The organism is Pseudoxanthomonas sp. SGNA-20 (assembly GCF_003931635.1).
Lineage (GTDB): Bacteria > Pseudomonadota > Gammaproteobacteria > Xanthomonadales > Xanthomonadaceae > Pseudoxanthomonas.
This window is the reverse complement of the sequence record NZ_RRYK01000001.1, coordinates 125,406-136,734: the sequence shown is the minus strand read 5'-3', so window position 1 is coordinate 136,734 and position 11,329 is coordinate 125,406. Positions and strand designations below refer to the sequence as shown.

The following is an 11,329-nucleotide window of genomic DNA, read 5'->3' as shown; positions in this document are numbered from 1 at the left end:
CCAGAAGGACGCCGGGGGCCTGGTGATGCCCACGTTCGCGGGCCCTGATACGAAAAAACCTCGCCGGGGCGAGGTTCATCGATGGCCGTCTGGCCGCTGCGCCGTTGGTGCCCAGGAGAGGACTCGAACCTCCACGGTTTTACCCGCTAGTACCTGAAACTAGTGCGTCTACCAATTCCGCCACCTGGGCGGCGCAGGGCGGCAATTCTGCGGGAGGCGGTTGCACCTGTCAACAGTCCCCGCGCGGCGCGGGGCGGAACGCCGGATGCAAAAAACCCCGCCGTTGGCGGGGTTCTTCGTAGGCCCGAAAGCCGGTGTCTTGGTGCCCAGGAGAGGACTCGAACCTCCACGGTTTTACCCGCTAGTACCTGAAACTAGTGCGTCTACCAATTCCGCCACCTGGGCAGGTGAGGCGGCGCATTCTGGAGGCGCGCGAAGGCAATGTCAACGGTCCGTGCACGGCGGTCGCGGCGGACCCCGGGTCCGGTACAGCAGCCGGGGTGTAGGATCGGCCCATGAAGAAGACTGGAAGTCGCGGCGGCAGCCGCAAGGGAGCCGGCGGCGCCGGCGCAGGAAAGGGAAGCAGGACGGCGGGCGGCAAGGCCGGCGCAGGGCGCCAGGCAGGCAACAAGCTGCCACCGTGGATGCCGGAGCCGGCGCCCGCGGCGCGGCCGGGCAAGGCCGGGGCGGCGGTGCGCGCGCCACGGCGGGTGATCGCGGCGGTGCCCGATCCCTTCGCCGAGCGCGAGGCCCAGCGCTACGACAATCCGATCCCCAGCCGCGAGGCGATCCTCGCCACCCTGGAGGAGGCGGATGGCCCGCAGACCCATGCGCAGCTGGCGGCCCTGCTCGGGCTGGACGGCGATCCGGAACGGTTCGAGGCCCTCGGCAAGCGCCTGGGCGCGATGGTGCGGGATGGCCAGCTGGTGCAGAACCGGCGCGGCGGCTTCGCCCCGCTCGAGCAGACCAACCTGATCCCCGGCACCGTGATCGCCAACCCGGAAGGGTTCGGCTTCCTGCGCCCGGACGGCGGCGGCGACGACCTGTTCCTGGCCCCGTACGAGATGCGCAAGGTCATGCACGGCGACCGCGCGCTGGCCAACGTCACCGGCATCGACCGCCGCGGCCGCCGCGAGGGCAGCATCGCCCGCGTGCTCGAGCGCGGCGTGCACCGGCTGATCGGCCGCTTCGGCAGCGAGGCGGGCATCAGCTTCGTGGTCCCCGACGACGCGCGCATGCAGCGCAACCTGCACATCCCGCCGGACGCCACCGGCGGCGCGCGCGAAGGCCAGCTGGTGGTGTGCGAGCTGGTGGCCCCGCCGGACACCCGGCGCCCGCCGATCGGCAAGGTGGTGGCGGTGCTGGGCGACAGCCTGACCCCGTCGCTGGTGGTGGAGACCGCGATCCACGGCCACAACCTGCCGCACGAGTTCCCGCCGGAGGTGCTGGACGAGGCCACCGCGATCCCGCTGCAGGTCGAGCCGTCGATGATCGGCGACCGCGTGGACCTGCGCGACCTGCCGCTGGTGACCATCGACGGCGAGGACGCCAAGGACTTCGACGACGCGGTGTACTGCGAGCCCAACCGCCAGGGCTTCCGCCTGGTGGTGGCGATCGCCGACGTCTCCCACTACGTGCGCCCGGGCACGCCGCTGGACGAGGAGGCGCAGAAACGCGCCACCTCGGTGTACTTCCCCGGCTTCGTGGTGCCGATGCTGCCGGAGACGCTCTCCAACGGCATCTGCTCGCTGAACCCGAAGGTCGACCGCATGTGCTTCGTGTGCGACATGCAGGTCGACCACGAGGGCGAGGTGGTGCGCTCGAAGTTCTACGAGGCGGTGATGAACTCGCACGCGCGCCTGACCTACACCCAGGTGTGGAAGGCGGTGGGCGAGGACGACCCGGAGGCGAAGGCGCAGGTCGGCGCACTGATGCCGCAGGTCGAGCGCCTGTACCAGCTCTACCAGGTGCTGGCCGCCGCCCGCGCCCGGCGCGGGGCGATCGAGTTCGAGACCACCGAGGTGCGCTTCGTGCTCGACAACCGCGGCGAGGTCACCCAGGCTGGCATGCTGCCGCGCAACGACGCGCACAAGCTGATCGAGGAATGCATGATCGCGGCCAACGTCGAGGCCGCGCGCTACCTGCTGAAGACCCGGATCCCGGCGCCGTTCCGCATCCACGAGAAGCCGCCGGAATCCAAGTACGCGGACCTGCTGGAGTTCCTCAAGGAGTTCAGGCTGAGCCTGCCGCCGTGGAGCAAGGTCACGCCCGGCGACTTCACCCGCCTGCTGAAGAAGGTGCGCGACCGCGCCGACGCCACCCTGCTGGAGTCGGTGCTGCTGCGCAGCCAGAGCCTGGCGGTGTACTCGCCGGACAACGTCGGCCACTTCGGCCTGGCGCTGGAGGCCTACGCCCACTTCACCTCGCCCATCCGCCGCTACCCGGACCTGCTGGTGCACCGCGCGATCAAGCACGCGCTCAAGCGCGGCAAGCCCGACGGCTACCTGTACTCGGCCCGCGACATGGCCGGCCTGGCGCTGCAGTGCTCCGAGCGCGAGCGCCGCGCCGACGAAGCCGAGCGCGAAGTCGACGAGCGCTACCGCGCGGCGTGGATGGAGAAGCACGTCGGCGGCCAGTTCGACGGCGTGGTCAGCGGCGTGACCAGCTTCGGCCTGTTCGTGGAGCTGGAGCAGTCCAAGGTCACCGGCCTGGTGCACGTGACCCAGCTGCCGCACGACTACTACCAGTTCGACCCGATGCGGAAGATGCTCACCGGCGAGCGCCGCGGGCTGGAGTTCCGCCTCGGCGACCGGGTGCGGATCGTGGTGCTCAAGGCCAGCATGGAGGACCGCAAGATCGACTTCCGCCTGGTCCCGGACGACGCCGACGGCGGCCTGCCGCCGCTGCCACCGCGCGGCCAGCCGGCGAAGCGGCCCAAGCGCAAGTACTGAGGACGGGGCCGTGGGCGGCCATGGCGCAAGCCCGGACGATGGCGGCGGCTGCCACTGCGGTGCGGTCCGCTTCCGCGCCACCGGTACCCCGGGTGCCGCCTCGACCTGCCACTGCCGGATCTGCCGGAAGGCCTTCGGCGGTTAGTTCGCCCCGCTGCTGGAGCGGAGCCGCGGCGCCGGCCTGGTGGCCCGCGCACGGCTGAAGGCCCGCGCCGGCGGCGATCGCGGGGGGATGCGATAATGCCGGCCTTCCTTACGTGGCCGTGCAGTCGATGAGCAAGCAGAACCAGTGGGTGGTGGGCGTCAACGCCGTGGCCTCCGCCATCGAGAACGATGCGGAGCACGTGCGCGAGGTCCTGGTCGACTCCGGTGCGCGCAATCCGCGCCTGGTCGAGATCGAGGAGCAGGCCCGCCGCTACGGGATCGAGGTGCGCAAGGTCGCCACCCAGGCGCTGGACGGCATCGGCGGCAACGTCCGCCACCAGGGCGTCGCCGCGCGCTACGCCGCCGCCAGGACCTGGGACGAAAGCGAGCTGCCCGGCCTGGTCGAGGCCGCCGGAGGCAAGGCCCTGCTGCTGGTGCTCGATGGCGTGCAGGACCCGCACAACCTCGGCGCCTGCCTGCGCAGCGCGCTGGCCGCCGGCGCCACCGCGGTGGTCATCCCCAAGGACAAGTCGGCACCGGTGAACGCCACCGTGCGCAAGACCTCGGCCGGCGCCGCCGACCGCCTGCCGGTGGTGCAGGTCACCAACCTCGCACGCACCCTGCGCGAGCTGCAGAAGCTGGGCGTGTGGGCCTACGGCCTGGCCGGCGAGGTCGACGACACCCTTTACGGCGTGGACCTCAAGGGCAACGTCGCCCTGGTGCTGGGCGGCGAGGCCGATGGCCTGCGCCGGCTGACCCGCGAGACCTGCGACGGCCTGGTCCGCATCCCCATGCCCGGCGACGTGGAAAGCCTCAACGTGTCGGTGGCCGCCGGCATCTGCCTGTTCGAGGCGGTCCGCCAGCGCGGCGGCTGAGGGGGCGGCGGGGACAGGGGGCGTGATGCGGCCGAGCGGATCCCGGTGGACCACCCGCGGATGCCGGTTGCGCATCGCGCAGGCCCTGCTGCTGTGCCTGCTGGCGTGGCTGCCGGCGGTGGTGCTGGCCGCGCCGCCGGGTCCACCGCCGCTGCGCGACTACGCGATCGACGCCTGGAGCACGCGCAACGGCCTGCTGCACAACTCCGTGCGCGACATGGCCCAGACCGCCGAGGGCTACCTCTGGTTCGCGACCTGGGAGGGCGTGGTCCGCTACAACGGCGTCGAGTTCACCCCGTTCCACCGCGGCACCCGGCCGGGCCTGCGCGACAACGGCGTCGGCGCGCTGTACCTGGACCCGCAGCGGCGGCTGTGGCTTAGCGACTCGCGGGGCAACCTCGGCCGCCTGGGCGCGGATGGCGCCTGGGAATACCTGGAACGCCCGCCGGAGTGGCCCCGCGCCCTGGTCCACGACATGGTGATGGACGGCGGCGGCCGGTTGTGGCTGCTGTTCGAGAACCATGGCCTGGGCTGCGTGCAGCCGGACGGGCGCCTGGAGTACATCGCGCCGCCGCCGGGGATCCCGCTGCCGGCCAGCTTCCCGCGCATGGCCGTGGATGCGTCCGGCAACCTGTGGATCGGCACCCTGGAAGGCCTGGTCGTGCGCGCGGTGGATGGCCAGTGGCGGCGCTTCGGTCCCGCCGATGGCCTGCCCGCGGGCCTGGTCTGGCCCTACATCGCCCCCGACGGCACGCTGTGGCTGGCGGCCGGCGAACGCGTGTTCCGCCGCCGCGGGGACGGCCGCTTCGCCGCGGTGCACGTGTTGCCCGGCGCCGGCTACTTCACCTCGATGCTGCAGGACCGCGAGGGCTACCTGTGGCTGGGCACCGAGAACCGCGGCGTGGCCCGGATCGGCCCGCACGGGCAGGAATGGCTGCCGCCGGAGCGGCTGACCAACGGCCGCATCCCCAGCCTGCTGGAGGATGCCGAGGGCGGCATCTGGATCGGCGCCAACGGCGGCCTGTTCCGCCTGCGCGAGGCGCTGTTCACCGGCTGGACCCGGCGCGACGGCCTCGGCGGCGAATACGTGCGCGCGCTGCTGGAGGACTCGGCCGGCACGCTGTGGGTGGGCGGCGGCGGCGGCCTGGACCGGCTCGGCGCCGACGGCCGCTTCCACCCGGTGCCGCTGCCGGGCGGCAACGCGCCGGTGCCCTCGATCCTGAGCCTGGCCGAGGGCCGCGAGGGCGACCTGTGGGTCGGTACCTTCGCCGATGGCGTGTTCCGCCTGCGCCAGGGCCGGCTGCTGCAGCACTACGGCCAGGCCGAGGGCGTGCCCAGCGGCCACGTGCGCGCGATCGCGGTGGACGGCGACGGCCGGGCCTGGGTCGGCACCCGCCGCGGGGTGGTGGTGGTCGACGACGCCGGCGTGCTTCCGCCGCCGCCGGTGCCCGGGATGCCGCAGGGCCTGGTGACCGCGCTGGCGGCGATCGACGGCGAGCTGTGGATCGGTTCGGTCGAGGGTGCCAGCGTGCTGCGCGCCGATGGCACGGTGGAAAAGCTGCCGCTGGAGCGCGCCGGCGGCGACCCGCGCACCGTGTTCGGCTTCCACAAGGTCGGCGGTGCGGTATGGGTGGCCAGCGACCGCGGCCTGTTCCGCATCCGCGATGGCCGTCCGGCGCGGGTCGGGCTGGAGCAGGGCCTGCCGGTGGACGCGGTGTTCTCGCTGCTGGCCGACACCGCCGGCGATGCCTGGATCACCAGCAATCGCGGCGTGCTGCGGGTGCCGCTGGCGGCGCTGGAGGCCGCCGCCGACGGGGCCGGCAGCGGCCGCCTGCCGCTGCAGCACTACACCGAGATCGACGGCCTGCCCAGCTCGCAGGGTAATGGCAGCTCCTCGCCGGCGGCGATCCGGCGGCGCGACGGCAGCATCTGGCTCGCCACCGCCGCCGGCGCCGCCAGCGTCGACCCGGAGCGGCTGGCGCGCTACGCCGACCGGCCGGCGCCGCCGCCGGTGATCGAGGCGGTGAGCGTGGACGGGCAGGTGCTGGACTGGCGCGCGACCACCGCACTGCCGGGCGGCAGCCGCCTGGCGGTGACCTATGCCGGCCTCAGCTACCTGCTGCCGGAGCGGATCCGCTACCGCACCCGCTTGCACGGCCTGGACGGCGGCTGGATCGAGCGCGGCACCCGCCGCGACGTGGAATTCATCGGCCTGCCGCCGGGGCAGTACACCCTGGAGGTGCAGGCCGCGCACCCGGGCGGGGCGTGGAGCCCGCAGGCGGCGCGCTGGTCGTTCCAGGTGCGGCCGCTGTGGTGGCAGCGCAGCGACGTGCGCATCGGCGGCGTGCTGCTGGCGCTGCTGCTGCTGTACGGCCTGTACCGCTACCGCGTGCACAGCTACCAGGCCAGCAACCGGCGCCTGGCGCAGCTGGTGGACGCGCGCACCGCCGACCTGAAGGCGCAGGCGCAGCGGCTGCAGGAAATCGACCGCGAGCGTGCCGGCCTGCTGGAGCAGCTGCGCGAGCAGGCCGAGGGCTATGCCCGCCAGGCCCGCGAGGACGCCCTGACCGGCCTGCCCAACCGGCGCCAGTTCGAGGAAACCCTGGCCCGCGACCTGGCCCTGGCCCGGCGTGGCGCGCATCCGCTGTGCCTGGCGCTGCTGGACATCGACCACTTCAAGCGGATCAACGACACCCGCTCGCACAGCGTGGGCGACCAGGTGCTGCGCGAGTTCGGCCAGCTGCTGCACGGCCAGCGCCGCGGCTCGGACCTGGTGGCGCGGCTGGGCGGCGAGGAGTTCGCGCTGCTGATGCCCGATACCCGGCTGGAGGAAGCACTGCCTGCCTGCGAGCGGCTGCAGGCGCGGACCCGCGCACACCGGCCCTGGGCCGGCCTGGAGGACCTGGAGGTGAGCTTCAGCCTGGGCCTGGTGGAACTGCGCCCGGGCGAGGACGCCGAGGACCTGTACCGGCGCGCCGACGCGGCCCTGTACCGGGCCAAGCGCGAGGGCCGCGACCGCCTGCAGCTGGGCTGAACGGCGGCGCTCAGCCCGGCAGCGGCGAGGGCCAGGCGTTGGCGATGCGGCAGAACAGGCGCGCGGTCTGCTCGGCGTCGTACACCGCCGAATGCGCTTCCTTGGCGTCCCATTCGAACCCGGCCGCCTGCATCGCCCGCGCCAGCACGGTCTGGCCGTAGGCCACGCCGGCCAGGGTCACCGTGTCGAACACGCTGAACGGGTGGAACGGGTTGCGCTTGTGCCCGCTGCGCGCCACCGCGGCATTGACGAAGTTCAGGTCGAAGTGGGCGTTGTGGCCGACCAGGATCGCGCGCTGGCAACCGTGCCGGCGCACCGCGGCGCGGACCTGGTTGAACACGTGGCCCAGTGCGTCGCGCTCGGGCTTGGCCAGGCGGAACGGGTGGTCCAGGTCGATGCCGGTCACTTCCAGCGACTTGGGATCGATCTCGGTGCCGGGCGCGGGGATGAAGTGCGCGCTGGCGGTCTTGCCGGGCACCAGCAGGCCCTGCTCGTCCATCTCGATCGGGACCGCCGCCATCTCCAGCAGGGCATGGCGGTTCCAGTCGAAGCCGCCGGTTTCCACGTCCACCACCACCGGCAGGAAGCCGCGGAAGCGGCGCGCCATCGCGCCGGGAGGCGCGGCCGGGGTCTCGTCCTTGTGCAGGTCGTCCAGATCGCTTTCGGTCATGCCCGCAAGGGTACTTCACGGCGGCCCCGGCGGGGGCACCGCCGGCCCGCGGGACCGCGTGCCGGTTCAGGGCGGGGCCGCCGCCGCGGTCCCGTCGCGCTTGTCGCGCGGCTCGGGGGGCGGTTCCCCGTGCAGCAGGAACCAGGCGTTCTCGGCGATGTTGGTGGCATGGTCGCCGATCCGCTCCAGGTTCTTGGCCATGAACAGCAGGTGCGTGCATGGGGTGATGGTGCGCGGGTCCTCCATCATGTAGGTGAGCAGCTCGCGGAACAGGGCGGTGTATTGCTGGTCCAGGCGCGCGTCGTTGTCTCGCACCTGCAGGGCCAGTTCGCCATCGCCCTCGCGGTAGGCGCGCAGGGCCTGGCGGACCTGGCCGGCGGCCAGCATGCCCAGCGCCCGCAGGCCAGCGGTATGCGGCAGCGGGGGCGCGGTGTTGAGGGCGATCGAGCGCTTGGCCACATTGGCGGCGTAGTCGCCGATGCGCTCGATGTCCGCGGGGATGCGCACCCCGACCAGGATCTCGCGCAGGTCGCGCGCAAGCGGTCCGCGCAGGGCCAGCAGCATCACCTCGTGGCTGATCCGCCGCTCGGCATCGTCGATGGCGTCGTCGTTGGCGACCACCCGCCGCGCTGCGGAGTCGTCGCGGCGCTCGACCACGTCCAGCGCCGCCTCCAGCTGCGCCACCGCGACATGCCCCATGTCGATGATCTGTTCGACCAGCTGTCGCTGTTCCTCGTCGTAGCTCCTGACGATATGCATTCAGCACCTCCGGTGCTTGGTTCGGGATTAGGCATTCGGGACTAGGGATTCAGGTGGCAGCGTTGGTTTGCTCTTACGAATCACCAATCACGAATCCCCAATCCCGCACCGGCAGGTTCGGCGTCAGCCGAACCTGCCGGTGATGTAGTCCTCGGTCTGCCGCTTCGAGGGACTGGAGAAGATCGTCTCGGTGCGGTCGTGTTCCACCAGCTCGCCCAGGTACATGAACGCGGTGTAGTCGGATACGCGCGCGGCCTGCTGCATGTTGTGGGTGACGATGACGATCGTGTAGTCGCGCTTGAGCTCCTCCACCAGCTGCTCGATGCGGCTGGTGGAGATCGGGTCCAGGGCGGAGGTCGGCTCATCCAGCAGCAGCACGTCCGGGCGCAGGGCCACGGCGCGGGCGATGCACAGGCGCTGCTGCTGGCCGCCGGACAGGCCCAGCGCGGACTGCCGCAGCTTGTCCTTGACCTCGTCCCACAGCGCGGCCTGGCGCAGGGCCTGCTCCACGCGCCCGGCCAGCTCGGCCTTCGACAGCCGCTCGTGGTGGCGGATGGCGTAGGCCACGTTCTCGAAGATCGTCATCGGGAACGGCACCGGCTTCTGGAACACCATGCCCACGCGCGAGCGCAGCCGGTTTATCGGGTACTTCGGCGAGAGGATGTCCTCGCCGTCCAGTAGCACCTGGCCGCGCGCCTCCAGCTTCGGGTACAGGGCGTAGATCCGGTTGAACACCCGCAGCAGGGTGGACTTGCCGCAGCCGGAGGGGCCGATCAGCGCGGTGACGCGCTTCTCCGGGATCTCCAGGTCGATGCCCTTCAGCGCATGGAACCGGTCGTAGTAGAAGTCCAGCCCGCGTGCCGCGAGCTTGACCGGCGCCGCGGCGGCCTCCGGACGGGCGACGGCGGCCAGCGACAGCGGCTTGGCGGAGGTGGTCTCGGGGAGGTTCATGGCCAGGTCCAGGGCGGGGTCAGTCATGGGAGATCCGGTTGCGCAGCAGCAGGGCGCGTGCGGCCAGGCTCACCAGCAGCACGAAGACGGTCAGGACCAGGGCGCCGGCCCAGGCCAGCACCTGCCAGGACTCGTACGGGCTGGCGGCGAACTGGTTCATCACCACCGGCACCGAGGCCATGGGCTGGAAGACATGAGTGCTCCAGTACTGGTTGCCGAACGCGGTGAACAGCAGCGGCGCGGTCTCGCCGGAGATGCGGGCCAGGGCCAGCAGCACGCCGGTGACGATGCCGGCGCTGGCGCTGCGGTAGAGCACCTGCACGATCACCTTCCACTGCGGGATGCCCAGCGACAGCGCGGCCTCGCGCATCTGCACCGGCACCAGGCGCAGCATCTCGTCGGTGGTGCGCACCACCACCGGCAGCACGATGAAGGCCAGCGACAGCGCGCCGGCGAAGGCGGAGAAGTTGCCGCCGGTCTGCATCACGTACAGCGTGTACACGAACAGGCCCAGCACGATCGATGGCGCCGACAGCAGGATGTCGTTGACGAAGCGCACCACGGTGCCGGCCTTGCGCGCGTTGCCGTACTCGGCCAGCCAGGTGCCGGCGGCGATGCCCAGCGGGGTGCCGATGGCGATCGCCATCACGCACATCACCGCGCTGCCGAAGAACGCGTTGGCCAGGCCGCCTTCCTGCATCGGCGGCGGGGTCATGCGGGTGAACAGGTTCCAGTCGATGCCGGCCATGCCCTTGGCCACCAGCGTCCACAGGATCCAGCCCAGGAAGAACAGGCCGAACAGCGCGGTGGCGCAGGACAGCACCAGGGCGACGACGTTGACGACGCGGCGGCGCAGGTACAGCGCGGTGGTGGCGGACATCAGTTGCCCTCCCGGCGGGCCAGGCGCAGCAGCATCAGGCGGGCGATGGCGAGCACCACGAAGGTGACGATGAACAGCACGAAGCCCAGCAGCACCAGCGCGGAACGGTAGGTCTCGGTGGCCTCGCCGAAGTCGTTGGCGATCAGCGCGGCGATGGTCGTGCCCGGCTCCAGCAGCGAGGGCGACAGGCGCACCGCGTTGCCGATCACGAAGGCCACGGCCATGGTCTCGCCCAGGGCGCGGCCCAGGCCGAGGAACACGCCGCCGATCACCGCCGAGCGGGTGTAGGGCAGGACGATGTCCCAGCTGACCTCCCAGCGCGTGGCCCCCAGCGCGTAGGCCGATTCCTTCAGCCGCGCCGGCACGGTCAGGAACACCTCGCGCATGACCGAGGACACGAACGGGATCACCATGATCGCCAGCACGAACCCGGCGGTCAGCAGGCCGATCCCCAGTGGCGGCCCCTGGAAAAGCGGGCCGATCAGCGGCGCGGTGCCGAGGGTGTCGTTAAGCCAGGGAGTGACGTATTCGGTCATCACCGGGACCAGCACGAACAGGCCCCACATGCCGTAGATGATCGAGGGGATGCCGGCCAGCAGCTCGATGGCCGTGCCGACCGGCCCGCGCAGCCAGCGCGGTGCCACCTCGGTGAGGAAGAAGGCGATGCCGAAGCTCACCGGCACCGCGATCAGCATCGCGATCAGCGCGGTGACCAGGGTGCCGTAGATCGGCACCAGGGCGCCGAAGCGGTTCTCGACCGGGTTCCATTCGGCCGAGTAGAAGAAGCTCAGGCCCTGGGTCTGCAGCGCGTCCCGCCCGCCCCATAGCATCGACAGCGCCGCCCCGGCCAGGGCGACCAGCACGAAGGCCACGCAGGCGGTCAGGGCGTAGTGGAACATCCGGTCGGCGCGGGCGTCGCTGCGCTCGCGCGCGTCGGCCTGGCTGGCGTGCAGGGTGATGGTGTTCATCGGCTCGCTGGGAATAGGTGCGCGCGGGGGCGGCGGTCCGGGGAGGGTCGGACCGCCGCCCGGCGGCGCAGGGGACGCGGTGTGGCGCGGGCGTGCC

8 protein-coding genes and 2 tRNA genes are annotated in these 11,329 nt (G+C 71.9%); 3 read left to right on the top strand and 7 right to left on the bottom strand.

Annotated features, from left to right (window positions below; translation table 11 throughout):
* Positions 1-105: 105 nt before the first annotated feature.
* Positions 106-190 (bottom strand) — tRNA-Leu (locus EIM48_RS00590).
* A 130-nt stretch (positions 191-320) separates the two neighbouring features.
* Positions 321-405, bottom strand: a tRNA-Leu gene (locus EIM48_RS00585).
* Positions 406-515: 110 nt separating this feature from the next.
* Between EIM48_RS00585 and rnr the strand changes: the two genes are divergently transcribed.
* The 3 genes from rnr to EIM48_RS00565 all read left to right on the top strand — a co-directional run bounded on the left by rnr (position 516) and on the right by EIM48_RS00565 (position 7,004).
* Entirely contained in the window at positions 516-2,951 is a 2,436-nt protein-coding gene (rnr, locus tag EIM48_RS00580) for a ribonuclease R (protein ID WP_051403714.1), read from the top strand.
* A 272-nt stretch (positions 2,952-3,223) separates the two neighbouring features.
* Entirely contained in the window at positions 3,224-3,970 is a 747-nt protein-coding gene (gene rlmB, locus EIM48_RS00570) for a 23S rRNA (guanosine(2251)-2'-O)-methyltransferase RlmB (protein WP_028915372.1), read from the top strand.
* Between the two features lie 67 nt (positions 3,971-4,037).
* Positions 4,038-7,004: a two-component regulator propeller domain-containing protein gene (locus EIM48_RS00565; protein WP_125110877.1), complete on the top strand. Its 2,967-nt coding sequence runs from the start codon at positions 4,038-4,040 to the stop codon at positions 7,002-7,004.
* 10 nt (positions 7,005-7,014) lie between these two features.
* Here the strand turns inward: EIM48_RS00565 and rnt are convergent, their stop codons facing one another.
* The 5 genes from rnt to pstC all read right to left on the bottom strand — a co-directional run bounded on the left by rnt (position 7,015) and on the right by pstC (position 11,232).
* Positions 7,015-7,611, bottom strand: coding sequence for a ribonuclease T (gene rnt / locus EIM48_RS00560; RefSeq protein WP_186828153.1), 597 nt, complete (start codon positions 7,609-7,611; stop codon positions 7,015-7,017).
* 129 nt (positions 7,612-7,740) lie between these two features.
* Complete coding sequence (gene phoU / locus EIM48_RS00555; protein ID WP_019399266.1) at positions 7,741-8,433, bottom strand: phosphate signaling complex protein PhoU; 693 nt, start codon at positions 8,431-8,433, stop codon at positions 7,741-7,743.
* Positions 8,434-8,556: 123 nt separating this feature from the next.
* Positions 8,557-9,411 carry a phosphate ABC transporter ATP-binding protein PstB gene (gene pstB / locus EIM48_RS00550; RefSeq protein ID WP_186828151.1) on the bottom strand — a complete coding sequence of 285 codons (855 nt, stop codon included), beginning with the start codon at positions 9,409-9,411 and terminating at the stop codon, positions 8,557-8,559.
* On the bottom strand, positions 9,404-10,264 hold the full coding sequence (gene pstA / locus EIM48_RS00545) for a phosphate ABC transporter permease PstA (RefSeq protein WP_028915374.1): 861 nt from the start codon (positions 10,262-10,264) through the stop codon (positions 9,404-9,406). The genes pstB and pstA overlap by 8 nt, the downstream gene beginning before the upstream one ends.
* The gene (gene pstC / locus EIM48_RS00540; RefSeq protein ID WP_125110876.1) at positions 10,264-11,232 is read right to left on the bottom strand and encodes a phosphate ABC transporter permease subunit PstC; all 969 of its coding nucleotides are present in this window, start codon (positions 11,230-11,232) and stop codon (positions 10,264-10,266) included. Before pstC ends, pstA begins: the two co-directional genes overlap by 1 nt.
* Positions 11,233-11,329 lie beyond the last annotated feature (97 nt).

What these genes read in the sequence shown, in the direction of transcription:
- pstA (WP_028915374.1), bottom strand. Translation starts at nt 10,264, where the DNA reads ATGTCCGCCACCACCGCGCTGTACCTGCGCCGCCGCGTCGTCAACGTC.
- pstC (WP_125110876.1), bottom strand. Translation starts at nt 11,232, where the DNA reads ATGAACACCATCACCCTGCACGCCAGCCAGGCCGACGCGCGCGAGCGC.
- rnt (WP_186828153.1), bottom strand. Translation starts at nt 7,611, where the DNA reads ATGGCGCGCCGCTTCCGCGGCTTCCTGCCGGTGGTGGTGGACGTGGAA.
- rnr (WP_051403714.1), top strand. Translation starts at nt 516, where the DNA reads ATGAAGAAGACTGGAAGTCGCGGCGGCAGCCGCAAGGGAGCCGGCGGC.
- phoU (WP_019399266.1), bottom strand. Translation starts at nt 8,433, where the DNA reads ATGCATATCGTCAGGAGCTACGACGAGGAACAGCGACAGCTGGTCGAA.
- pstB (WP_186828151.1), bottom strand. Translation starts at nt 9,411, where the DNA reads ATGACTGACCCCGCCCTGGACCTGGCCATGAACCTCCCCGAGACCACC.
- rlmB (WP_028915372.1), top strand. Translation starts at nt 3,224, where the DNA reads ATGAGCAAGCAGAACCAGTGGGTGGTGGGCGTCAACGCCGTGGCCTCC.